Consider the following 23,957-nt stretch of genomic DNA (forward strand, 5'->3'; position numbering starts at 1 on the left):
CGAGCCCCCGCGTGCACCGGGACAACCGGGCACGGTGGCTGCAATCGCCGTCGGGATGGACAACCCCACACGCCCCAACATCCTGCTGCTGACGGTGGACCAGCTCATGTTCCCGCGCTTCGCCTATGGCGCGGGGGGAGGATTCCTTCCCGGCATCAAGGACCTCCTGGGGTTCATCGACGAGGGGGGCGAGGACAATCCCTATCGGAAGTTCTTCCCGGGCTTCGCGGCGCTGCGGCGCAACGCGTCCATCTTCCGCAACCACACCATCGCCGCCTCGGCCTGCATCCCCAGTCGCGCCGCCATCTACACGGGCCAGTACGGCACGCGCACGGGCGTCACCCAGACGGACGGCCTCTTCAAGAGCGGCGACGCGGCGGCCTTTCCGTGGCTCGTGCCGGAGGGGATTCCCACCATCGGCCACTGGTTCCAGATGGCCGGCTATCACACGCACTACTTCGGCAAGTGTCACTTCGCCAATCCGCCCGAGCACTCGCTGAAGCGGCTCGGCTTCGACGACTGGGAGCTGTCCTATCCGGAGCCCCACGGGTCCTCGGTCAACAACCTGGGCACCTTCCGGGACGTGGGCTTCGCGGACCTCGCGTGCACCTTCCTGCGCAGGATGGGCCTGGGGCAGCCCTACAACCGCGCGCTGGCCGAGCAGGCCTATGCGGCGCCCCGCGCCGACGGACCGTCGACGACGCCGCAGCCGTGGTTCGCCGTCGCGTCGTTCACCAACCCGCACGACATCGCGACGTATCCCATCCTCCCCAGGCAGATGGACCCGGACGCGCGTCCCGTGGGCCCCCTGCTCGTGCCCGGTCAGCACAGCCAGTCGGCGACGCCCGTCGCGGGCAGTTGGACGCTCCCGCTCAACCCGATGGGCTTCCCGCAGGAGAACTCGCACCTGCCGCCCAACGTGCATGACTCGCTGGCCAACAAGCCCACCTGTCAGCGCGACTACGCGTACAAGATGGGGCTCGCGCTCGCGGCGAAGACGGGGCTCGCGATGCACCAGGCGAAGGAGTCCATCGACCCCGTCGCCGTCACGCTCAACTCGGGCATCCCCTTCCAGCTCACCGCCGCCCCGGACGAGTCCACGCTGCGCTTCAACCAGTACTACACCTGGCTCATCCACCTGGTGGACGGACACATCGAGCGCGTGCTGCGCACGCTCGATGAATGTGGCCTCGCGAAGAACACCATCGTCGTCTTCCTCTCGGACCACGGTGAGTACGCCGGCTCCCACGGCTACATGATGGAGAAGTGGCACACCGCCTATCAGGAGGCGCTGCACGTGCCGCTCGTGGTGCGGATGCCGCTGGAGAAGGAACGTCCCCAGACGCGTCAGCACGAGGCGCTCACCAGCCACGTGGACGTGCTGCCCACGCTGCTGGGGCTCGCGGGCCTGTCATCGGGAGAGGTCGACGCCATCCGCACGGACCTGCGCCTGCATCACCCCGTGCCGCCGTTCGTCGGCGCAGACCTGAGCCCGCTGGTGCAGGGCACCGCGGACACGGTGAAGGAGCAGGACGGGACGGCCCGTCAGGGCGTGCTCTTCATCACGGACGACGAAATCACCGAGCCCCTGCCGCGCACCGGCGACCCGCACCAGATTCACGACGAGGCCATCTACTCGGTGTTCGTGCGCTCGGTGGAGGCGCTTCGCGAAGGCACCACGCGCGCGGGGCATCTGCCGTGGCTCGCGCCGGGGCCGGTGTGCCAGCCCAACCACGTGCGCTGCGTGCGCACGCCGCGCTGGAAGCTGTCGCGGACGTTCGACCCGTCGGGCGAGCACGCGGACCAGTGGGAGCTGTATGACTTGCAGAATGACGCGCTGGAGCTGGAGAACCTGCTCGTCTTCGACGGCCCGTTCCCTACCCTCGTCCCCAAGCTGCCCCCCGGGCTCTCACCCGGGGAGGTCGAGTCCGCCGCGCGCGAGACGCACGCGCTGCTCCTGAAGTACGAGGCGGAGAAGCTGTCGCCCTGGCCCGCCTCGTAGTCACTCGGACGCGGCGGCGGCGCCCACCGGCTCGAGCTCGGAGTAGACGCCGTCCTCGAGCCGGTGGCGGGTGCCCCCCTTCGTCGACTGCTCGGCGCCGGACGCGTCCGCCCGACAGGTCACCGGGCCGGGTCGGATACCGGACGGCCGGGGTGCCGCAGCGACCCGCGGGGCCCGTCGCGCCACATGACACCCCAGGTCGTGGGCGTTAGCGTGGCGCCCGTGATGAGCCGCGCCCTCTCCTTCTGTCTCGTCCTGGCCGCCGCCGCCCTGCCCGTCGGCTGCCGTCACACCCGACATCCCGCGACGCCCACCGTGAGCTCGGTGGCGAGCTCGCTCTTCGCCACGCTGGAGGACGAGGGTGCGCTGGCGAGCGCCTTCGTGCTGGACGCGACGACGGGCGAGCCGCTGTATGCCCACCGCGAGCACGTGCGGCTGCTGCCCGCGTCGACGATGAAGGTCGTCTCCACCGCGTCCGTCCTCTCCGCCCTGGGCGCGGACTATCGCTTCCAGACGCCGGTGACGCTGGAGGGCACGCTGACCGATGGGCTGTTCCTCGGAGACCTCGTGGTGGACTCGTCGGGAGACCCGTCCCTGGGCTCGTGGCGCTTCCCCGAGACAGCGCTCGCCTGTGAGCAGGTGGCCGACGCGCTCCAGGCGAAGGGCGTGCGGCAGTGGAAGGGACAGGTGCGCGTGCGCGGCATCGACGACGACGTTCCCTTCGGCCCCGGCTGGGCCTGGGATGATGTCGCGTACGCCTACAGCGCGGCGCCCACGCCCTTCGTCTTCCGCGAGAACGTGGTGGACCTCGCGCTCTCCCGTCCCGAGGGCGCGGACTGCGCGCAGCCGCCCCACGTCCAACTCACGCCCGCCTTCGCCACGCTCTCCACCGTCGTGCGCGTGGACCCGAACGCGGAGCGCGCCAACCTCTCCTGCACCCGTCAGCGCGGCGCTCCGGGCGTTCGCTGCGTGTGGCGCTCGCCCGTCAACCAGTGTCCGCGCACGGCCAACGTGAGGCTCTCCGTGGACGAGCCCCAGGAGCTCTTCGCCGCGTGTGTCGAGGAGGCCCTGCTCAAGCGAGGCGTGCCGCGCCTGCCCTTCACGCTGGAGGCCCCCGCCCCCTTGCGTCCGCCCGTGCCCGAGCCGCTCGTCACGCTGGCCAGCCCGCCCCTGTCCGAGCTGGTGAAGGTCACCAACAAGGAATCGCTCAACCTCTACGCGGAGCGGCTGGGCCTGCGCTTCGCCCGTGAGCGCGGCGGCGTGGAGGGCTACGCGAACCTGCGCACCGCGCTCGCCGAGGAGCTCACCCGCCGAGGCATCCCCGCCCGCGACCTGCGCCCCGTCGATGGCAGCGGCCTGTCGCGCTACAACCTGGCCACCGCGCGGGGTTTGGCGCGCGTGCTCTTCACCAGCCTGCGCGAGCCGTACGGCGCGGCGCTGGTGGACAGCCTGCCCGTGGCGGGCGTGGACGGCACGCTCGCCAACCGCCCGGTGACGCCCGTCACCGCAGGCCGCATCCGCGCGAAGACGGGCACCCTGTCCGGACAGAAGTGCTTCGCGGGCGTGGTGGAGCGCCCCGGGGACGCCGAGCACCCGCGCGTCGTCTTCGCGCTGATGCTGGGCAACATGGACGAGGCCACCGCGCTACCCGCCAACGAGGCGTTCGACCGCTTCGCCGCGGCCCTCGTGGAGCTGCCGCTGCGCGCGCCGTAGAAGGCGGGAACGGCCGGTATTCCCGGCGCGCTTGACGCGCCGCGCGCCTGGAGGCAATCCGAGGCAACACCCGGCCCCTCGCGGCATTCCCCTGGCGGGAACCCCCCCCTGGAGGTGGGAGGACATGGCAGGCTGCGGCCCGCCAAATCCCCCTTCCGAGGTGTGAACATGAAGCTGAGAACCGCGATGGCCGCGGCGGCGCTGATGCTGCCCTTGGCGTCCCTGGCCGCGGCCAAGGGCCCCTCCAAGCCGCCCGCCACGGAGAAGAAGGACGTCGTCGACACCTACCACGGCACGGAGGTCAAGGACCCGTACCAGTGGCTGGAGGCCAGCGACGACGCGAAGGTGAAGCAGTGGAACGACGCGCAGAACGCCCACACGCGCGCCATCCTCGACAAGCTGCCCGGCCGTGAGCCGCTGCGCCAGCGCATCTCCGAGCTGCTCGGGTGGAAGTCCCCGGGCTACGGCGCGCTGACCGAGGCGGGCGGCACGCTCTTCGTCATCAAGTTCCAGCCGCCGCGCCAGCAGCCGTACCTGGCGGTGCTCGGCTCCGTGGATGACCCGTCGAAGGAGCGCGTGCTCCTGGACCCGATGGTGCTGGACCCCAAGGGGCACACCACCATCGACTTCTTCGAGCCCACGCTGGACGGCAAGAAGCTGGCGGTGTCGCTGTCGAAGAACGGCACGGAGAGCGGCGACGTCTCCGTCTATGACGTGGCCACCGGCAAGCCGCTGCCCAACGAGGTGGTGCCGCGCGTGAACGGCGGCACGGCCGGCGGCGGGCTCGCGTGGAACGCGGACGGGACGGGCTTCTTCTACACGCGCTATCCGCGCGGCGAGGAGCGTCCGGCCGCGGACCGCGACTTCTTCCAGCAGGTCTACTTCCACAAGCTGGGCACGCCCACCGAGCAGGACACGTACGCGCTGGGCAAGGACTTCCCGCGCATCGCCATGACGGAGCTGGAGACGTCTCCGGACGGCAAGCACATCGCGGCCATGGTCGCCAACGGCGACGGCGGCGAGTACATGCTCTACCTGCACGGCCCCGACGGGAAGTGGGCGCAGGTGACGAAGTTCGCGGACAAGGTCATCCGCAGCCGCTTCGGCCACGACGGCGCCATCTACCTGCTCAGCCGCCAGGACGCGCCGCGCGGCAAGGTGCTGCGCCTGCCCCTGGCCACGCCGACGCTGGACAAGGCCACGGTGCTGGTGCCCGAGGGCGAGGCCAGCATCCAGGGCTTCTTCCCCGCGAAGACGCGCCTGTACATCAACGAGCAGCTGGGTGGCCCGTCGCAGGTCCGCATGGTGGACCTGAAGGGCAAGGACCTGGGCCTGGTGCCCACGCCGCCCGTGTCCTCCACCGGCGGCCTGGTGAGCGCCGGTGGTGACGACGTGTACTTCAGCAACGTCAGCTTCGTGCAGCCGCAGGCCTGGTACCGCTTCTCCGCCAAGGACGGCCAGGTGACGAAGACGGCGCTGGCGCGCACGGCGCCGCTGGACATGAGCGACGTGGAGGTGGTGCGCACCGAGGCCACGTCCAAGGACGGCACCAAGGTTCCGCTCTCCATCCTGAAGAAGAAGGGCACCAAGCTGGACGGGAAGAACCCGACGCTGCTCACCGGCTACGGCGGCTTCAACATCTCCATCTCCCCGGGCTTCAACGCGCTGGCGGGCCTGTGGCTGGAGCAGGGCGGCGTCTACGCGGTGGCCAACCTGCGCGGCGGCTCGGAGTTCGGCGAGAAGTGGCACGCCGAGGGCTCGCTGACGAAGAAGCAGAACGTGTTCGACGACTTCTACGCCTGCGCGAAGCTGCTGGTGGACCAGAAGTACACCCAGCCCAGGAAGCTGGCCATCCAGGGCGGCAGCAACGGCGGCCTGCTCATGGGCGCCGTCGTCACGCAGCACCCGGAGGCGTACGGCGCCGTGGTGGCCCGCGTGGGCCTCTACGACATGCTGCGCTCGGAGCGCACGTCCAACGGCCAGTTCAACGTCACGGAGTACGGCTCGGTGAAGGACCCCGAGCAGTTCAAGGCGCTCTTGGCCTACTCGCCCGTGCACAACGTGAAGGACGGCGCGAAGTACCCGTCCGTGCTCTTCACCTCCGGCGCCAATGACCCGCGCGTGGACCCGTTCCACTCGCGCAAGATGGTGGCGCGGATGCAGGCGGCCACGTCGACGAAGAACCCCATCCTGCTGCGCGCCGACGCGGAGACGGGCCACGGCGCCGGCACGCCGCTCAACGCGCGCATCGAGGAGGAGGTGGACGCGTACTCGTTCATCTTCAGCCAGCTGGGCGTGAAGTACCTGCCGCCCGCGAAGAAGGTGGCCGCGCCGAAGCCGCAGTAGTCACAGCGTCGTCGTGCACAGGGCCCGCCGCGGGTCCGGGACTGTTCTTCCGGACACGTGCGCGGGCCTCGTCATGTCCGGGGTGCACTGTCGCCTGGAGTGGCCACGGGCACGCGTGCCACCATGCGCGGCATGTCCCCCACCCCGCTCGACGCCCTCACCACGCCCGCCGCCCTCGTGGACCTGGACCGCGTGGAAGCCAACCTGCGCCGCGTGGCGGACTACACGCGCCAGCACAAGCTCCACTGGCGGCCGCACACGAAGACCCACAAGACGGCGGAGCTCACGCGGCTGCAGCTCGCCTCGGGGGCCGTGGGCGCCACGGTGGCCACCGTGCGCGAGGCCGAGGTCATGGCCACCGTCGCGGACGACGTGCTGCTCGCCTACCCACCCGTGGGCCCGGCGCGACTGTCGCGGCTGATGGCCCTGCCCTCGCGCACGCGCCTCACCGTGGCGCTCGACTCCGCCGAGGCGCTCGACGGGCTCGGCCGCGCGGCGCGAGAGGCCGGGCGCACCGTGGGCGTGCTGGTGGAGCTGGATCTGGGCATGCGGCGGGTGGGCGTGCAGACGCCGGCGGACGCGGTGACGCTGGCGCGCGCGGTGGCGGAGACGAAGTCCGTGGCGTATCGCGGCGTCATCTTCTATCCGGGCCAGGTGCGCGCACCGGTGGAGCAGCAGGACGCGGCGCTCGCGGACCAGCGCGCGCGACTGGGCGCCTTCCTGGACGCGCTCTCGGCCGAGGGGCTCGAGCCCGAGGTGGTGAGCGGCGGCTCGACGCCCATGCTGTGGCGCTCGCACGAGGTGCCGGGCCTGACGGAGATACGCCCCGGAATCAACGTGCTCAATGACCGCAACACGGCCTCGCTGGGCGCATGCGCCTGGAGCGACTGCGCCTTCTCCGTGCTCGCCACCGTGGTGAGCACCGCCGTGCCCGGACAGGTGGTGCTCGACGCGGGCTCCAAGGCCCTGGCCAAGGAGGAGGGCCTCGCGCCCTCGGGAGGCTATGGCGCGCTGCTGGACAGGCCGGAGCTGGTGGTGCGCAGCGTCTCCGAGGAGCACGGCCTGCTCGACGTCTCGTCCACGTCCTGGCGGCCGCGCGTGGGCGAGCGCGTGCGCGTGGTGCCCAACCACGTCTGCGCCGCCGTCAACCTGCACGAGCGGCTGCACGTCCTCCGCAAGGACACCGTGATGGAGACCTGGGAGGTCGCGGCACGCGGCTGGTGAATCAGCCCGGCACGCGCACGACGTCCAGCCGCTCCAGCTCCCGCGTCAGCAGCGTCTCCAACTCGCGGATGTTCCGGTAGACGATGCAGCGGTACGACGCGACGTCGAAGCGCAGCTCGCGCACGTCGCGCACCAGCAGCAGCGTGGGCCGCCCCTTGCCCCACGCGTAGCCGACCTCCAGGTACACGTTGGGGTTGGCCAGCGACAGGTCCGCGATGACGACCTTCGCCGTGTCGATGCGCTCCTTGATGCGCTGGATGATGGGCCCGTCGAACACGTCCTGGTCCACGCGCTCGCACAGCATGCCCGCGGCCTTCACCGGCCCCTGGATGCCGTAGTGGAACGTGTCCTCCAGCTCCGGCGTGAAGGGCATCGCCACGAAGGCGTGGGGCTTCGCGCTGGACACCGTGCCCGCGCTCGCCATGGGGGGCGCCTGCACGAAGCCGCGCTCGCGACGCACGCGGAAGCCCCCGCCGGGCAGCGGCTCCACGCCAGGCGTGCCCCCCAGCCCGCGCTCCAGCGCCCTGCGCAGTCGCAGCGCGCGCCGCTCGTCCACCTCCACCACCGTGAAGCGCTCCAGCTCCTTGGGCCCCGAGCCCCGCTGGAACGCCTCGATGAGCCCTCCCACGAAGGCGAGCACCGCCTCGTCCTCGTCCAGCCCGTAGTTGGGCCCGTGCACCGTGCTCGCCACGTGCTTGAGCCCGGGCCTGGACTCCATGGCCTTGAGCGCGCGCAGCGCGAACTGGCGGATCTCGTGGTAGCCGAACTCGCCCAGCCGCACCGTGCCCACGAAGAGCGCCAACGGTGAGCCCAGCGCGCCGTGCGTCTCCACGAAGCGGTGCTCCCCGGGCAGCACCGACACCTGCGTCGGTGGCACCCCCACCACCTCCAGCAGACGCACCGCCTTCCCGGCCGCGCCGTACAGCTTCTGTGCAAACTTGAACAAGACGACGTCGGCGGTCGCCTCGGTGACGTCCCCCACTTCCAGCACCACGTCGAGAGCCGCGCTCATCCCTCGGACTGTAGGGCTCCGGACGGGTTGGCCCAAGGTCCGACCCAACGGTCCATTCGCGAACGGGGCCCCCAAGACCCCCTTGGCTCTAAGACTCTGGGTATGTCCAATCTGAAGAACTCCATTCGCATTGTGATATGGAGCCCTGCACACCCCGGAACACCCGGGGAACCCCACATCCCCTGGGGGGGCCTTCCCGACCTCGAAGCTTCCGGCTCGGGAAAAGTGAAGGAGAGACAGATGGCGAGCATCGGTATCGTCGGCGCCGGCACTGCCGGTCTGCACCTGGGTCTGAAGCTTCTCTCGCAGGGCATCCCGGTCAGCATCTACGCGGAGCAGGAGCCGGACGCGCTGCGCTCGGGTCGCCTGATGAACACGGTGACGCACCACGCGCCCACGCGGACGCGCGAGCGGGAGCTGTGGGTGGACTTCTGGGGCGCGCCGGAGCTGGCGATGAACCGCTGCGCCATCCACGTCCACGGGCCGGAGCTCATCAGCCTGAGGGGACGGGTGGGCGAGCCCAGCCTGTGCGTGGACTACCGGCTGTACCAGCCGCGCCTGGCCGAGGCCTTCGTGGAGCGCGGGGGCCACCTGGAGGTCCGCCCGGTGGACGCCAAGGAGCTGGAGGTGCTGTCGCGCCGTCACACGCTGATGGTGGTGGCCACCGGCCGCAACGGCCTCAACGCGCTGTTCCCGCGCGTGCCGGAGCTGTCCCCGCACACGAAGCCGCCACGGGTGTTGTTCGCGGCCATCCTCAAGGGCCTGCGCATGCCGGAGCCGCTCGGCATGCACGTCAACCTGGTGCCCGGCCAGGGCGAGGTCTTCGAGTCGCAGATGATCACCCGCCAGGGCCGCGTGCCCAGCACGCTCATCGAGGCGATTCCCGGCACGGAGCTGGCGGCGCTGATCTCCCGCAAGCGGGACGACGACCCGGCCGCGTTCGACGCGGGCCTGCTGGACATCTTCCGCCGCTTCGCGCCCGCGACGTACGAGCGCATCGACCCGACGGAGTTCGGCGTGCGCGGTCCGCTGGACTTCCTGCAGGGCGGCTTCGCGCCGACGGTGCGCCGCGCGTGGGCCGAGCTGGGCGAGGGGCGCTATGCGATGGCGGTGGGCGACACGCACGTGACGAACGACCCCATCGCGGGCCAGGGCGCGAACGCGGCGTCCGCGTCCGCCTTCACGCTGGCGGTGGCCATCCACGACACGCTGTTGTCGGAGCGCCCCTTCGACGAGACGTTCTGCCGCGACACCGAGGCCCGGATGTGGGCCGCCGTGGCGCCGGCCACCACGTGGACCAACGCGCTGCTCGAGCCGCCTCCTGCGCACGTCATCGACCTGCTGGTGGCGGGCAGCCGCGACAGCCGGGTGGCGGACGCCATCGTCAGCGCGTTCATGATTCCCGAGCGCATCCTGGGCGCGTGCGCCTCTCCCGAGGCCACCGCGGAGTTCGTGATGAACGCGAGCCGCCCGAGCGCGGAGGTGCTGGCGGCCACGGGCGTGCTGGGCTGGGACACCGGCACGCGCATCCGGCCGCTCGCGGGCTGACCGGCGCCCTGAAAGCGTCGTGGCGCGGGCGCGAGCCTTCGCTATCCTCCCGGACCATGCGATTCGCCATCGTCGGTTCGGGAGGAGTGGGCGGCTACTACGGCGCGCGGTTGGTTCGCGCGGGTCATGAGGTGGGCTTCCTCGCCAGGGGTGCGCACCTGGCCGCCCTGCGGAAGAAGGGCCTCACCATCCTCAGCCCGGAGGGGGACTTCACCGTCCCCGTGCGCGCCGAGGAGGACGCCGCCCTGCTGGGCCCCGTGGACGTCGTCATCCTGGGCGTGAAGAACTACGACGTCGCCAGCGTGCTTCCCCAGGTGAAGACGCTGCTGGCCGCCTCCAGGGAGCCCGCGCTGGGCGGGACCACCGCGGTGGTCGTCACGCTGCAGAACGGCGTGGACAGTCCGTCCGAGGTCGCCGCGGCCGTGGGCGAGGCGGCGGTCATCGGCGGCACCACGTACATCTCCACCGCCATCAGCGAGCCGGGCGTCATCAAGCAGACGGGCACGCAGCACCGCATCGTGCTGGGCGAGGCCTTCGGTGACACCTCGCGCGTCTCGCGGCGGGTGCAGGTCGTGCGGGACGTGCTCGCGCAGGCGGGGCTCAACGCGGAGGCGGTGGCGGACGTCCGCGCTCCGCTGTGGGAGAAGCTCGCCTTCCTGGCCCCCATGGCGGGCTTCTGCACCGCCGCGAGGACCCCGGTGGGGCCGCTGCGGGAAGGCCCCTTCTTCCGGGAGACGTTCCGGGAGGCCGCGGCCGAGGTGCTCCGGGTCGCCGCCGCCGAGGGCGTCACCACCACCACGCGGGCGGACGACGTGATGAACTACATGGACGGCGTCCCCGCGGAGGTGCGCCCCTCGATGATGGTGGACTTCGACGCGGGCAAGCCGCTGGAGGTCGAGTACCTCCAGGGCACTGTGGCGCGGCGCGGCCACGCGCTCGGCGTCCCCACGCCCGTGATGAGCACGCTGTACTCCGTGCTGCTGCCGCACGCGAAGGGCGCGCGCCAGAAGTGACGTCCCGGCAGGCCTCCGGGCGAGCAGGCGCGCGGTCCGGTCCGGATGCAATGATTCGCCCTTTCGCGCATAGAGGAGAGCGATGAGCGAGCCGACCCCCCGTCTTCCGCCCGGTGCCCCGTCGTCCGCCCCCCTGGGGCGCGTGGCGCTCCACGCCGTCGCCGCGGGGCTCACGCCCCTCATCCCGGTGCCGTTCCTGGATGACTACGCGCTCTACCAGGTGCGCGAGCAGCTGGTGCGCTCGCTCCTGGAGGAGCGCGGCCTGCGCGCCTCGACCCAGGCGGTGGAGGCGCTGGCGGGCTCCAGCCTGGGGAGGACCTTGGGCGGACGGCTGGCCAGCTACCTCAAGGGGTTGATGCTGCTGCCGGTGAAGAAGGTGTTCCGCAAGGTCTTCTTCGTGTTGTGGGTGAAGGACTGCGTGGACGTGGCCTCGGTGTCCCTGCACCACGGCTACCTGCTGCACCACGCGCTGGAGCGAGGCGACCTGGACGCGCTGAGCCTGCAGGGCGACAAGCCCGCGGCGGTGCACGCGGCCATCGTCGCGGCCTGCGCGGAGGTGGACGCCCGGCCCATCAACCAGGCCCTGCGCCGGCTCTTCGCGAGCAGCCGCGTGCTGATGGCCGAGGCCACGCGCGTGTTCCGGAACCCGGGCAACGTCGGTCCCCGCACGCCGGAGCCCGGCGAGGGCACCGAGGTGAAGTCGCTGTCGGAGCGCCTGCTCGCCCTCCTCTGGGAGGAGCGCGGCTACTTCACGACGCTGGAGACGCACTACGCGCGCCACCTGACGACGCCCGCCCCACCCCCGGAGATGAAGGCCGCCTCAGGGGCTTGAGGTCGTCGCGCGGGCCGCGCCCTCGCGGATGCGCTGCGAGAAGTCGGCCTGCCCCGCGGCCTCCAGGGCACGCGCGTTGATGAGGTGCCGGGCGCGCACGTCGGCCAGGGGCGCGTCGCGGTCGATGAGGTCCAGCTCGTACGCGAGCTCGTCGGAGAAGGCCGGCAGGAGCGTGCGGTGGTCGTACGGCACCTTCAGCGCGCTCACCTTCTCGAAGTGACGCACCAGGTTGGTGGTGCAGTTGTTGTAGACGGAGTTGTAGAACTCCGGGTGCTCGTGCAGCGCGTTCATCCGCGCCACCATGTCCAGGAAGAAGTCGGAGATGCGCTCCTTCGACGCGTTCACCGGGTAGAGATACACGTCGTCGCGGCGGTGGTTTGCGCGCAGCTGGACCAAGTCCCGTTCGTCACCCACCACGTAGACCAGCTCGAACTGGCGGAACAGCCCGCCCACGGCGGAGAACGTCTCGCCCTTCTCGCGGCGCACCTCCACGGAGAAGACGACGTAGCGCCCGTCCGAGAAGCCGAAGCTCACCATGGTGTGCGCGGCGCCGTAGAAGCCGGAGAACGGCTCGACGATGAACCAGGCCCCCGTCAGCTCCTTCGCGTCGTAGGTGGCCGTGTACCAGGAGGCATCCCAGTCCGTCGTGCTGCGGTAGCGGAAGTCGCGCACGTCGTGAATCGTCACGCGCGAGCCTTCCACATCGGCCCGGGCCATCCGCGCCAGGTCCGGCGCCCATTCCCGCTGGTTGGACGGCGCGTGGGAGAAGGCCCAGAAGTGCAGGCCCGCGCCCGCCGCCACCACCACGCCCACCGCGCCCAGCTTCGAGCCCTTCTTCCAGACGAAGACGGCCAGCCCCGCCACCAGCAGCGCGCCCAGGGCCCGCACCCAGTGCGGCCCCTCCGGCCCCGCTCCCGTCAGCGCGAGCGCGAGCGCGGCCCAGCCGGTGCCGCCCAGGACGACGAGCCCGGTGATGACATTGGAAGCCCCCGAGGAGAATCGCATGTCCCCAGTATTCCTTGCCCCGCCGTCCACCGCCACCCCGCCCGTCGGGCCCGCCCGGTTCTCCGGAGAAGCCGCCTGCCCCCGGGTATCACTTCGCGCGGCGATGACATATGAGAGCCGGGAGGGCTCGGTTATCAGAGCCCTCCGGGTCTCCTGGAGCCGTCGTGTCATTGCTCGCCCTGCTCTTCAAGAAGTCGAAGCTGCCCATCATCCTCGCCGCGTTGCTGGGCATCCTCACGGGCGCCTGTAGCGCGGCGCTCGTCGCGGCGATGAATCAGGCCCTGACGTCCCGGACGGTGGCGGACGCGATGCCGCTGATGCCCGTCTTCGTGGGGCTGGCGGTGGCCGTGCTGGTGCTGCGAATCATCTCCCAGCTCCAGCTGGCTTCCATGCAGCAGGAGGCGCTGCTGGACCTGCGGCTGTCGCTGTGTCGACGCATCCTCGAGGCGCCCCTGCGCAAGCTGGAGGAGGCCGGGCCGCACAAGCTGCTCGCCGCGCTGACCGAGGACATCAGCGTCATCAACAGCACCATCGCCGTCATCCCCGGCGTCATCATCTGTCTGGCGACGCTGGTCGGCTGTCTCGTGTATCTGGCGTGGCTGTCCGGTCCCCTCCTGGGGCTCATCCTGGGCGTCATCGCGGTGGTGATGGCGAGCGTGGCGCTGCCCAACCGCTATGCCTACGCGCAGTTCTTCAAGCGGCGTGAAACCCATGACGCGATGTACAGCGGCTTTCGCACGCTCATCGACGGCTCGAAGGAGCTGCAGCTCCACCACGCGCGCAGCGAGGACTTCTTCAACCGGGACTTGAAGCCGACGGCGGAGGAGGTCTCACGCATCTCCCTGACGACGAGCAAGCTCTTCATCATCACCGGCAGCTGGGGCGGCTTCATGGTGATGGCCGTCATCGGCTTCATCCTCTTCGGCGTGCCGCGCTTCCAGGACGTGGAGATGTCCACGCTGGCGGCGTACGCGCTGGTGGTGCTGTACCTGCAGCAGCCGCTCGACGGGCTGATGAACCAGTGGCCCAACCTGTCGCGCAGCCACGTGGCGATGAAGAAGCTGGAGAAGCTGGGCCTGTCGCTGGAGGACCCCGAGCCCTCCGCGTCCGACGACGGCATGCCGCGCGACTTCCAGCGCATCGAGCTGGTCGGCCTCGGCCACACCTACCGACGGGAGCTGGACGGCGCCAGCTTCACGCTGGGCCCCATCGACGCGACGCTGCGGCGCGGGGAGCTGGTGTTCCTGGTGGGTGGCAACGGCAGCGGCAAGACGACGCTGGCCAAGCTGTTCACGGGCCTCTACGCCCCCGAGCAGGGCGAGCTGCGCGTGGACGGCGTCCCCGTCACCGCCGCCACCCGGCGCGCCTACCGTCAGCTGTTCTCCGCCGTCTTCTTCGACTTCCACCTCTTCGAGCGGATGCTCGGCCTGGACCACCCTGGCATGGAGGACAAGGCCCGCCAGTACCTCACCCGCCTGCAGCTCGAGAAGAAGGTCCGGGTGGAGGACGGCAAGCTGTCCACCGTGGCGCTGTCCCAGGGGCAGCGCAAGCGCCTGGCCCTGCTCACCTCGTTCCTGGAGGACCGCCCCATCTACGTCTTCGACGAGTGGGCCGCGGACCAGGACCCGGTGTTCCGCGAGCTCTTCTACCGCGAGATGCTCCCGGCGCTCAGGGACCAGGGCAAGCTCGTCTTCGTCATCAGCCATGACGACCGCTACTTCCACCTGGCGGACCGGGTGCTCAAGCTCGAGGCCGGGCAGCTGGTGCCCTCCTCCACGCCCCTGGTGGCGGCCGTGCCCGCATGAAGACAGGGTGATACAGACTCCGACACATCACTCGGATACCTGAGTGTCACGCTTTCAGTGGCAATCCGTGATAATGGTTTTTGTAACGGAGTGACCGCCTGACACGTGCACCGGACTGAGCGCGGTTCGCTCAGGTCCCCTGAATCGAGGTTCTGCGAGTGGTGCTCACGAACGTGGAGCATGCGGAGCTGTATGTGGGCGACGCGGTCCTCTCCGCCTACTACTTCTGCCATGCGCTGGGCTTCCGGATGGTGGCGAGCGGCGGGCCGGAGTCGGGGCTCGCGGGACAGCGCTCCTTCGTGTTGGAGCAAGGCGCAGCCCGGCTCGTCGTCACCTCGGCGCTGGGTGCCGAAGGTGAGGTCGCGGAGTATGTCCGTGCACACGGTGACAGCGTGCGGGACATCGCGCTGGGCACGCCCGACGTCGTCGCCGCGTTCGACCAGGCGGTGCGCCGGGGCGCGCGTCCGGTGGCACGGCCCGCGGTCTTCGAGGCGGCAGGCCAGCGCGTGGTGAAGGCCACGCTCGCCGGGCCCGGAGGCTGGGTGCACTCACTCATCCAGCGGGACACGCCCGGGGGCGCGTTCCTTCCGGGCGTCTACCTGCCCGTGGACACGGGGCCGTCCGGAGGCGCGTCACTGTTTCGCGACGTGGACCACCTCGCCTTCGCGCTGCGGGCGGGCACGCTGCTGGACACGGTGGCCTTCTACGTGGACGTGCTCGGCTTCGAAGAGACCCACCAGGAGGACGTGCGCACCGAGTACAGCGGCATGAGCTCGCGCGTGGTGCAGGCGGCGGGCGGACGCATCTGCTTCCCGCTGCAGGAGCCCGTCTCCGGCACGCGTCGGGGACAGCTGGAGGACTTCGTGGACGCCCACGGTGGCGCGGGGGTGCAGCACCTGGCCTTCCTGGCGGACGACATCGTCCGCGCGGTGGACTCGCTGGGGCAGCGCGGCGTGGGCCTGCTCGACGCGCCTCGGGGCTACTACGAGGCGCTGGAGGCGCGGCTCGGCTCGCTGGGGCCGTTCCCCCGTGAGCAACTCCAGTCGCGCAACATCCTGATGGACCGCGATGCGTGGGGGGTGCTGCTCCAGGTCTTCACCCGCTCGCAGCACGCGCGGCGCACGCTGTTCTTCGAGGTCATCCAGCGCCACCAGGCGCGCGGCTTCGGCGGCGCCAACATCCAGGCGCTCTACGCCGCCAAGGAGCAGGACGCCACGCGCGCCGTGGGTTGAGCCGCGCGCGGCCGCTGCTTCGAGGCGCTTCAGCCGCGCCGCTCCGGGCGCATGGGCATGCCGCCCTTGGGCAACAGGGCGATGCCCGGGTAGATGTCCACGCGCCGGCCGGGGATGGCGTGGAAGCGGTAGCGCTGGGAGACCATGGCCAGCACCAGCGCGCCGAACATCAGCGCCAGGTTGTTGCCGATGCAGATGTGCTGGCCCGCGCCGAACGGCAGGTAGGCGAACTTGTGCCGCGCGGCCTTCTGCTCCGGCGTGAAGCGCTCCGGGTCGAACACGTCCGGACGCGGCCAGAACTCCGGATGCCGGTGGAAGACGTAGGGCACGGCGAGCACGGACGCGCCCGGCTCCACGGTGTACCCCCCCAGCGTGTCCGCGTCCTTCGCCGTGCGAAGCAGCCGCCACGCGGGGGGATACAGGCGGAGGGTCTCCTCGAACACCTGCGTCGCGTAGCGCAGCCGGGGCAGGTCCTCGAGCGTCGGGGCGCGGCCACCGAGCACCGCGGCGCACTCCGACGCGAGCCGCGCCTCGATGTCCGGGTGCCGCGACAGGAGGTGCCAGGCCCAGGAGAGCGCCACACCCGGCCCCTCGTGGCCGGAGAACAGGTTCATGAACTCGTCACGCAGCTCCTTGTCCGTCATCGACTCGCCGGTGTCGCGGTCCTTCGCCGCCACCAGCATCGCCATGATGTCGTCCTGGGGGCCGCCGGCCTTGCGCTGGGCGATGACCTCCTTCGCCTTGACGTTGAGCATCCGGAGGGTGCCGAAGAAGTCCGCCCACTTCTTCTTGTAGATGGGCAGCCGCTCCAGCCGCAGCAGCCGCGACATGAACGTCCCCCGGTCGTTCATGATCCACATCATCCGCCCGACGGCCGCCGCCGCCGCCGCGTCCGGCTCCTCCGAGTACAGCGCGCGCGTGGTCATCCGCAGCGACAGGCTCCCCATCTCCGCGGCCATGTCGAACGGCCGCGCGGTGGCGTCCGCCTCCCACGCGGTGAGCGTCCGCTGGACCAGGTCCACCATGCCCGCCAGCAGGCCCGCCAGGCGGTCCCGGTGGAACGAGGGCTGGACGAGCCGGCGCTGGCGCCGCCAGTAGTTCCCCTCGCTTACAAACAGCCCGTTGCCCAGGAAGGGGTCCTCGGACAGCTCCTGCTTCGAGTAGTTGGGCGCGTTCTCGGTGAGGAAGTACCGGATCTGATCCGGATGACTCACCATGTAGGTCGCCGAGGCGCCCGTGTCGAAGCGGACCACGTCGCCATACTTGCGGAACCCCTGGGTGAAGTAACCCAGCGGGTCGTGCTCCTGACGCAGGACATTGAGCCAGACGGGAAGACCCCGGGGGCCGGGGGCGGACGAAGGTGCTTGAGGCGATGCCATGAGGTCTCGCGAGCGAAGTTCTCCAGTTTATCAGAAGAGCCTGACCCCCTGACAAACCAAGGAGTTAGAGCGGTTCGTGGCTGACTAGACATTCCAGATAAAACAAGGGATGAAGGCAGAGGGCATGCTTCACCTTCGACCTAATTTTCCTCACTCACGGCTCCGGACGACGGTGCCGTGCCGGCGTGCGGTAGCGGGCCACTCGCGGCAGAGCCAGGGGCGGATCGGGACAGCGTCCCCCCTGAGGCGCCGCGGCGTTTCGTGTCGTCGCTGTTAGACGCCAGACCCCCACCAGCCACCAGGACGTGAAGCGGTACCGGGACGGCCACGCCCGGGCCCGCGGTACCACCATCGCGAGTCGTCCGCCGGGGAGCACGCATGAAACAGCACCATGAGACGTCCGCGGGGGACTTCCACCACCTCGTGGACCTGCTGTGCCATCGGGCGGGCACCCAGGGCGACGCGCTGCTGTATCGCTTTCTCGAAACGGGAGACGTGGACGGCCCGGTGGAGGAGTGGAGCTACGCCCGGCTGGACGCGCGAGCGCGGGCGCTGGGCGCGCTGCTGCGGGCCTCGGGCTCACCGGGAGACCGTGCGCTCCTGCTGTATCCGCCGGGGATGGAGTTCGTGGCGGGCTTCATGGGCTGCCTGTACGCGGGCGTCGTCGCGGTGCCGTGCTATCCGCCAGACCCGACGCGGCTGGAGCGCACCCTGCCCCGCCTGCGGGCCATCGCGCAGGACTGTGGCGCGCGCTACGTGCTCACCACGAGCTTCATCCTGGAGATGTCGGAGCTGTTCAAGCCGCAGGCGCCGGAGCTCGCCGCGCTGCAGTGGCTGGCCAGCGACGCGGTGCCGGAGTCGATGGCGGCGGACTGGCGGCGGCCGGAGCTGACGGGCGGCACGACGGCGTTCCTCCAGTACACCTCCGGCTCGACGGGCAACCCCAAGGGGGTGATGGTCAGCCACGCCAACATCCTGCACAACGAGGCGCTCATCACCCGGGGCTTCGGGCTGGAGGCGTCGCGCTCGTCGGGGATGGGGTGGCTGCCCATGTTCCACGACATGGGGCTCATCGGGAAGGTGCTCCAGCCGCTGTACCTGGGCTTCCCGTGCACGCTGATGTCGCCCATCTCGTTCCTCCAGCGTCCGCTGCGCTGGCTGGAGGCCATCTCCCACTTCCAGGCGACGTGCAGCGGCGGGCCCAACTTCGCGTACGACCTGTGCGTCCGGAAGGCCACCGACGAGGACCGCGCGAAGCTGAAGCTGGGCAGCTGGGAGCTGGCGTTCAACGGCGCGGAGCCGGTGCGGCGAGAGACGCTGGAGCGCTTCGCGGAAGCCTTCGCGCCTTGTGGTTTCAAGCGCACGGCATTCTACCCCTGCTACGGTCTGGCGGAGGCCACGCTCATCGTCACCGGCGGCACGCAGGGCGAGGCGTTCGTCCACGGCGACTTCTCCGCGGACGCACTGGAGCAGGGTCGCGCGGCGGCGCCCGGGACGGGTGACACGCGGGCGCGGACGCTGGTGGGCTCGGGCGTGAGCGCGGTGGACCAGGAGGTGCTCATCGTCCAGCCGGAGACGCGCGAGCGGCTCGGCGCGAACCAGGTGGGCGAGGTCTGGGTGCGCGGGCCCAGCGTGGCGACGGGCTACTGGGAGCGTCCCGAGGAGACCGCGCACGCGTTCGACGCGCGGCTCGCGTCGGGCGAGGGGCCGTTCCTGCGCACCGGTGACCTGGCCTTCCTCTCGGAGGCGGGGCAGCTGTTCGTCACCGGCCGGCTGAAGGACCTGCTCATCATCCGCGGCCGCAACCTGTATCCCCAGGACCTGGAGCTGGAGACCGAGCGCGCGCATCGCGCCATCCGCGCGGGCTGCTGCGCCGCATTCAGCGTGGAGGTGGAGGGCGAGGAGCGGCTGGTGGTCGCGGCCGAGGTCGACGTGCGCGACGGCTTCGACGCGGGCGTCGTCGTGGCCGCCGTGCGCAAGGCGCTGGCGGAGCAGCATGCCGTCCACGCGCACGCCGTCGTCCTGCTCCAGGCGCGCAGCATCCCGAAGACGTCGAGCGGGAAGATCCAGCGCCGCGCCACGAAGGCGGCCTGGCTCGCGGGTGAGCTCGAAATCGTCGAGGCCTCGGTCGCCGCCGCGGAGCCCTCGCCGAGCGTCCCCGAGTCCACCATCCCGCTCAAGGAGCAGCTGGCCACGGCGGAGGACGGCCAGCGGCTCGCGCTGGTGGAGGACTTCCTGCGCCGGGCCGTGGCGCGCGCGCTGCGGCTGGATGCCTCGACGCTCCCGGGCGACACGGAGCTCGCGGGCCTGGGGCTCGACTCGTTGATGGTGCTGGAGGTGCACGGCCAGCTGGAGTCGGAGCTGGGCGTGGCGCTGCCCGCTGCATTCCTCTGGGTGAGCCCCACGCTGGAGGCCGCGGCCCTGCGGCTCCTGGAGGCGTGGCGTGGCGTCCGGCCCGAGCACTCGCTGGTGGCGCCGCCGCTGAGCGCGGGACCTCGCGAGGGCGAGCATCCCCTCTCCTCCGGTCAGCTCCGCCTGTGGTTCCTGGACCGCCTGGTCCCCGACAGCGCGCTGTACAACCTCCACTTCCAGCTCCGGCTCACCGGTGCGCTGGACACCGGGGCCCTGGCGCGGAGCCTGGATGGGCTCGTCGAGCGTCACCCCGTGCTGGGCGCGGCGTTCCCGGAGGTCGACGGACAGCCCCGGCTGCTGGTGCGCGCCAGCGTGAAGCTGTCGTTCCCCGTCGTGGACCTGCGCTCCATCGCGTCCGAGGCGCGTGACGCGGAGCTGCGCCGTCTGTCGCTGGAGCAGGCGCGTGAGCCCTTCCGGCTGGCCGAGGGCCCCGCGGTGCGCGCGTCCCTGGTGACGCTGGGCGAACATGAGCATGTGCTGCTGATGACGCAGCACCACATCGCCACCGACGGCTGGTCCATCGGCGTGCTCGCGCATGAGCTGGCGGCGCTGTACCGCGCGCAGGTGACGGGCGCGGCCACCGAGCTGCCCACCGTGAAGCTCCAGTACACGGACTTCGCCCGGTGGCAGCAGGGCCTGGGGCCGCTGCTCGACGCGCAGCGCGCATACTGGGGCAAGCAGCTTGCGGGGCTGCCGAGGCTGGAGCTGCCCACCGACTTTCCGCGTCCGCGCGAGCCCGGGTTCCAGGGCGCGCTGCATCACCTCACGCTGGAGCGCTCGCTCGTCGAATCCCTGCGCGCGCTGGGGCGTCGCGAGGGCTGCACGCTCTTCGTCACGCTGACGGCCGCGTGGACGGCGCTGCTGCACCGCTACAGCGGACAGGCCGACTTCGCCGTGGGCACCGTGGTGGCGAACCGCGAGCGTCCGGAGCTGCGCGACGTGGTGGGCTTCTTCGCGCACACGCTGGTGCTGCGCGCGAACCTCTCCGGCACGCCGAGCTTCCGCGAGCTGCTCTCCCGCACGCGGCAGACGTTCCACGAGGCGCTGGCGCACGCGGACCTCCCCTTCGAGGAAGTCGTGGGCGCGGCCCGTGCGCCGAGGGGCGGCGCGGACAATCCGCTGTTCCAGACGGCCCTGCTGCTGGAGGCGCTGCCCCCGACGAACCTGTCGGTGCCCGGCATGCAGTGGCGTCCGGTGCTGCCGGTGCCGGATGGCGCGGTGGAGGGCACGTCGAAGTTCGACCTCCAGCTCTCGCTCGCGGAGGGCGCGGACGGCCTCACCGGCGCGCTCGAGTACCGCACCGACCTGTTCACCCCCGCCACCGTGGCGCGGCTGGCCCGACAGCTGGAGACGCTGCTGCGCGCGGTCGTCGACACCGTGGAGACGCGGGTGGACGACCTGCCGCTGCTCGGCGCGGACGAGTCGCGACGGCTGCTGGTGGACTGGAACGACTTCACGCCCGCGAGCACCGAGGACACCTCCATCCACGCGCAGTTCCGGGCGCAGGTGGCCAGGACTCCCGACGCGGTGGCGGTGGCAGGTGACGACGCGACGCTGACGTACGCGGAGCTGGACGCGCGCTCCAACTCGCTGGCGTGGCACCTGCGCGCCCAGGGCGTCGGCACCGAGACGCGCGTGGGGCTGTGCGTGGAGCGCTCGGCCGCCATGGTGGTGGCGATGCTGGGGGTGCTCAAGGCCGGCGGCGCATACGTGCCGTTGGACCCCGAGTATCCCCGCGAGCGACTGGCGTACATGCTGGAGGACTCGGGCGCGCCGGTGTTGCTCACGCAGACGCACCTGCGCGGCGCCATCCCCACGGGCAGCGCGCGCGTCGTCGCGTTGGAGGACCTGTCCCTGACGGAGGGCACGCAGCGGGACACGCCTCCGCCGTCGACCACGGGCGCGGGGCACCTGGCGTACGTCATCTACACGTCCGGCTCCACGGGCCGCCCCAAGGGCGTCATGGTGCCGCACGGAGGGGTGGCCAACTTCTTCTCGGCCATGGACACGCGCATCGGCCATCCGCCCTCGGGCACGTGGCTGGCCGTGACGAGCATCTCCTTCGACATCTCCGTGTTGGAGCTGCTGTGGACGCTCACGCGCGGCTTCAAGGTGGTGGTCCAGGGCGAGGGCGCGTCCATCAAGGCGCCGGCCCGGGCCTCGGCCGCGCGCGCCACGCCGATGCAGATGAGCCTCTTCTACTTCGCGGACGACGCGGAGGCCTCGGCCGGCGACCGTTACAAGCTGCTGCTGGAGGGCGCGAAGTTCGCGGACCGTCACGGCTTCGCGGCGGTGTGGACGCCGGAGCGTCACTTCCATGCCTTCGGTGGGCTGTATCCCAGCCCGTCCGTGGCGGGCGCGGCCATCGCCGCGGTGACGGAGCGCGTGGCCATCCGCGCGGGCAGCGTGGTGCTGCCGCTGCACCACCCGGTGCGCGTCGCGGAGGAGTGGGCGCTGGTGGACAACCTGTCGCGAGGCCGCGTGGGCATCTCCGTCGCCTCCGGCTGGCACGCGAACGACTTCGTCTTCGCGCCCGAGCGCTACGAGCAGCGCCGCGAGCTGATGCTGGAGGGACTGGACACGGTGCGCCGCCTGTGGCGCGGCGACTCGCTGCGCTTCCCGGGGGGCGCGGGCGCGCAGGTCGACGTCACCCTGCGGCCGCGGCCGGTGCAGCAGGAGCTGCCGGTGTGGCTCACGGCGGCGGGCAACCCCGACACGTTCGTCACCGCGGGGCGCCTGGGCTGCAACGTCCTCACCCACCTGCTGGGGCAGACGTGGGAGGACCTGGAGAAGAAGCTGGCCCTCTACCGTGAGGCCTGGCGCGCGGCGGGACACGCGGGCGACGGACACGTCACGTTGATGCTGCACACGTTCATCGGTGAGGACGTCGCGACGGTGCGCTCGGTGGTGGAGAAGCCCTTCCGGAACTACCTGCGCAGCTCCGCGGACCTGATGCGCGGACTGGGCCGCACGCTGGGCGTGGACCTGGACACCGCCACCGAGGCGGACCTGGACCGGCTGGCCGCGCAGGCCTTCGAGCGCTACTTCGAGACGAGCGGACTGTTCGGCACGCCGCGCTCCGTGCGCGAGCGGATGGAGCAGCTGCGCGCCCTGGGCGTGGACGAGGTGGGCTGCCTCATCGACTTCGGCATCCCCGCGGACACCGTGCTGGCCAGCCTGCCGCTGCTGCACGAGGTGAAGTGCCAGGCGGACCGTGACGGCGCGCGCCAGCGCACCGCGCGCTCCATCCCGCTCAACCTGCGTGAGCACGCGGTGACGCATCTGCAGTGCACGCCCTCGCTGGCGCGCGCCCTGCTCGCGGACTCCGAGTCCACCGAGGCCCTGCGTGGCCTGAAGCGGTGGATGGTGGGCGGCGAGGCCCTCCCCTCCTCCCTGGCGACGTCGCTGCGACAGGTGCTCCCCGAGGACGCGCGGCTGCTCAACATGTACGGCCCCACGGAGACGACCATCTGGTCCTCCACGCACGACGTGCGCGGCGAGTCGGGGCCGGTGGTGTCCATCGGCACGCCGTTCCTCCGGACCCGCTTCTATCTGCTCGACGCGCGGCTGCGGCCCGTGCCCGTGGGCGTGCCGGGCGAGCTCTACATCGGCGGCGCGGGCGTGGTGCGCGGCTACCTGTCGCGTCCGGAGCTGACGGCCGAGCGCTTCGTGCCGGACCTGTTCTCCTCCGAGCCGGGCGCCCGGCTGTACCGCACCGGAGACAGGGCCCGCTGGCGCGACGACGGCACGGTGGAGTTCCTGGGCCGCGTGGACCACCAGCTCAAGGTGCGCGGCTTCCGCATCGAGGCAGGTGAAATCGAGGCGGTGCTCAGCGCACGCCCCGAGGTGCGCGAGGCGGTCGTCGTGGCCCGCGAGGACTCACCGGGCGACGTGCGGCTGGTGGCCTACGTGGTGGCGCGCGACGGGCAGACGGTGGACGCGACGGCGCTGCGCGACGCGGTGGCGCAGAAGCTGCCCGAGCACATGGTGCCCTCCGTGGTGGTGGACCTGCCGGCGCTGCCGCTCACGCCCAACGGCAAGGTGGACCGCAAGGCCCTGCCCGCCCCCAGCGCGACGCGGAGCTCACGCGCGGCCTTCGTGGCGCCGCAGGGTCAGCTCGAGCAGCAGATCGCCGACATCTGGAAGCAGGTGCTCAAGGTCGAGCAGGTCGGCGTGAACGACAACTTCTTCGACCTGGGTGGGCACTCACTGCTCATGGTCCAGGTCCACGCGCGGCTCAGGGCGGTGCTCGGTGGGGAGCTGCCGCTGCTGAAGCTGCTGGAATACCCCACCGTCAGCGCGCTCGCGCGTCACCTGCGCCAGGGCGCCACCACGCCGCAGGCCAATCCGGTGGAGACGGCGCAGGACCGCGCGAAACGCCAGCTCGAGAGCCTGAAGCGACAGCAGCAACGGGCAAGGAAACAGGGATAGGTC

The 23,957-nt window shown here is 71.1% G+C and carries 14 protein-coding genes; 10 read left to right on the forward strand and 4 right to left on the reverse strand.

The features are described 5' to 3' along the window. Window positions 1-34 precede the first annotated feature (34 nt). Entirely contained in the window at window positions 35-2,002 is a 1,968-nt protein-coding gene (locus tag OWM54_RS01905) for a sulfatase-like hydrolase/transferase (RefSeq protein ID WP_267696473.1), read from the forward strand. Here the strand turns inward: OWM54_RS01905 and OWM54_RS01910 are convergent, their stop codons facing one another. Beyond that, the gene (locus tag OWM54_RS01910; protein WP_267696474.1) at window positions 2,003-2,125 is read right to left on the reverse strand and encodes a hypothetical protein; all 123 of its coding nucleotides are present in this window, start codon (window positions 2,123-2,125) and stop codon (window positions 2,003-2,005) included. A gap of 102 nt (window positions 2,126-2,227) precedes the next feature. On the opposite strand from OWM54_RS01910, the gene dacB reads away from it, so the two are divergent. The 3 genes from dacB (at window position 2,228) to OWM54_RS01925 (ending at window position 7,285) form a co-directional block, all read left to right on the forward strand. After that, window positions 2,228-3,715 (forward strand): D-alanyl-D-alanine carboxypeptidase/D-alanyl-D-alanine-endopeptidase, encoded by a 1,488-nt coding sequence (dacB, locus tag OWM54_RS01915; protein WP_267696475.1) that lies wholly within the window; start codon window positions 2,228-2,230, stop codon window positions 3,713-3,715. Between the two features lie 168 nt (window positions 3,716-3,883). Continuing rightward, entirely contained in the window at window positions 3,884-6,061 is a 2,178-nt protein-coding gene (locus tag OWM54_RS01920; RefSeq protein WP_267696476.1) for a prolyl oligopeptidase family serine peptidase, read from the forward strand. Between the two features lie 123 nt (window positions 6,062-6,184). Continuing rightward, window positions 6,185-7,285: a D-TA family PLP-dependent enzyme gene (locus tag OWM54_RS01925; protein WP_267696477.1), complete on the forward strand. Its 1,101-nt coding sequence runs from the start codon at window positions 6,185-6,187 to the stop codon at window positions 7,283-7,285. Window position 7,286: 1 nt separating this feature from the next. On the opposite strand, the gene OWM54_RS01930 is transcribed toward OWM54_RS01925, so the two are convergent. Then, window positions 7,287-8,297, reverse strand: a complete 1,011-nt coding sequence (locus OWM54_RS01930) for a hypothetical protein (RefSeq protein ID WP_267696478.1) — start codon at window positions 8,295-8,297, stop codon at window positions 7,287-7,289. A gap of 240 nt (window positions 8,298-8,537) precedes the next feature. Here OWM54_RS01930 and OWM54_RS01935 point away from each other — a divergent pair, with 240 nt between their 5' ends. The 3 genes from OWM54_RS01935 to OWM54_RS01945 all read left to right on the forward strand — a co-directional run bounded on the left by OWM54_RS01935 (window position 8,538) and on the right by OWM54_RS01945 (window position 11,690). Then, the gene (locus tag OWM54_RS01935) at window positions 8,538-9,845 is read left to right on the forward strand and encodes a styrene monooxygenase/indole monooxygenase family protein (RefSeq protein WP_267696479.1); all 1,308 of its coding nucleotides are present in this window, start codon (window positions 8,538-8,540) and stop codon (window positions 9,843-9,845) included. Window positions 9,846-9,901: 56 nt separating this feature from the next. Then, complete coding sequence (locus OWM54_RS01940) at window positions 9,902-10,858, forward strand: ketopantoate reductase family protein (protein ID WP_267696480.1); 957 nt, start codon at window positions 9,902-9,904, stop codon at window positions 10,856-10,858. 82 nt (window positions 10,859-10,940) lie between these two features. After that, window positions 10,941-11,690, forward strand: coding sequence for a hypothetical protein (locus OWM54_RS01945; protein ID WP_267696481.1), 750 nt, complete (start codon window positions 10,941-10,943; stop codon window positions 11,688-11,690). Here OWM54_RS01945 and OWM54_RS01950 read toward each other — a convergent pair. Next, the gene (locus OWM54_RS01950; RefSeq protein WP_267696482.1) at window positions 11,679-12,695 is read right to left on the reverse strand and encodes a DUF4105 domain-containing protein; all 1,017 of its coding nucleotides are present in this window, start codon (window positions 12,693-12,695) and stop codon (window positions 11,679-11,681) included. The genes OWM54_RS01945 and OWM54_RS01950 overlap by 12 nt on opposite strands. A 164-nt stretch (window positions 12,696-12,859) precedes the next feature. Between OWM54_RS01950 and OWM54_RS01955 the strand changes: the two genes are divergently transcribed. Both OWM54_RS01955 and hppD read left to right on the forward strand, forming a co-directional pair. After that, window positions 12,860-14,500 carry a cyclic peptide export ABC transporter gene (locus OWM54_RS01955; RefSeq protein ID WP_141322873.1) on the forward strand — a complete coding sequence of 547 codons (1,641 nt, stop codon included), beginning with the start codon at window positions 12,860-12,862 and terminating at the stop codon, window positions 14,498-14,500. A 158-nt stretch (window positions 14,501-14,658) separates the two neighbouring features. Beyond that, the gene (gene hppD / locus OWM54_RS01960) at window positions 14,659-15,732 is read left to right on the forward strand and encodes a 4-hydroxyphenylpyruvate dioxygenase (RefSeq protein ID WP_223751034.1); all 1,074 of its coding nucleotides are present in this window, start codon (window positions 14,659-14,661) and stop codon (window positions 15,730-15,732) included. Between the two features lie 29 nt (window positions 15,733-15,761). On the opposite strand, the gene OWM54_RS01965 is transcribed toward hppD, so the two are convergent. Continuing rightward, a complete protein-coding gene (locus OWM54_RS01965) occupies window positions 15,762-17,111 on the reverse strand; it encodes a cytochrome P450 (protein ID WP_223751033.1) in 1,350 nt (449 codons plus the stop codon). A 378-nt stretch (window positions 17,112-17,489) separates the two neighbouring features. Between OWM54_RS01965 and OWM54_RS01970 the strand changes: the two genes are divergently transcribed. Next, a complete protein-coding gene (locus OWM54_RS01970; RefSeq protein ID WP_267696483.1) occupies window positions 17,490-23,954 on the forward strand; it encodes a MupA/Atu3671 family FMN-dependent luciferase-like monooxygenase in 6,465 nt (2,154 codons plus the stop codon). Window positions 23,955-23,957 lie beyond the last annotated feature (3 nt).

Origin of the sequence: Myxococcus sp. MISCRS1 (assembly GCF_026626605.1) — a bacterium.
GTDB lineage: Bacteria > Myxococcota > Myxococcia > Myxococcales > Myxococcaceae > Myxococcus > Myxococcus fulvus.

What these genes read in the sequence shown, in the direction of transcription:
- dacB (WP_267696475.1), top strand. Translation starts at nt 2,228, where the DNA reads ATGAGCCGCGCCCTCTCCTTCTGTCTCGTCCTGGCCGCCGCCGCCCTG.
- OWM54_RS01920 (WP_267696476.1), top strand. Translation starts at nt 3,884, where the DNA reads ATGAAGCTGAGAACCGCGATGGCCGCGGCGGCGCTGATGCTGCCCTTG.
- OWM54_RS01925 (WP_267696477.1), top strand. Translation starts at nt 6,185, where the DNA reads ATGCGCGGCATGTCCCCCACCCCGCTCGACGCCCTCACCACGCCCGCC.
- OWM54_RS01930 (WP_267696478.1), bottom strand. Translation starts at nt 8,297, where the DNA reads ATGAGCGCGGCTCTCGACGTGGTGCTGGAAGTGGGGGACGTCACCGAG.
- OWM54_RS01935 (WP_267696479.1), top strand. Translation starts at nt 8,538, where the DNA reads ATGGCGAGCATCGGTATCGTCGGCGCCGGCACTGCCGGTCTGCACCTG.
- OWM54_RS01940 (WP_267696480.1), top strand. Translation starts at nt 9,902, where the DNA reads ATGCGATTCGCCATCGTCGGTTCGGGAGGAGTGGGCGGCTACTACGGC.
- OWM54_RS01945 (WP_267696481.1), top strand. Translation starts at nt 10,941, where the DNA reads ATGAGCGAGCCGACCCCCCGTCTTCCGCCCGGTGCCCCGTCGTCCGCC.
- OWM54_RS01950 (WP_267696482.1), bottom strand. Translation starts at nt 12,695, where the DNA reads ATGCGATTCTCCTCGGGGGCTTCCAATGTCATCACCGGGCTCGTCGTC.
- OWM54_RS01965 (WP_223751033.1), bottom strand. Translation starts at nt 17,111, where the DNA reads ATGGCATCGCCTCAAGCACCTTCGTCCGCCCCCGGCCCCCGGGGTCTT.
- OWM54_RS01970 (WP_267696483.1), top strand. Translation starts at nt 17,490, where the DNA reads ATGAAACAGCACCATGAGACGTCCGCGGGGGACTTCCACCACCTCGTG.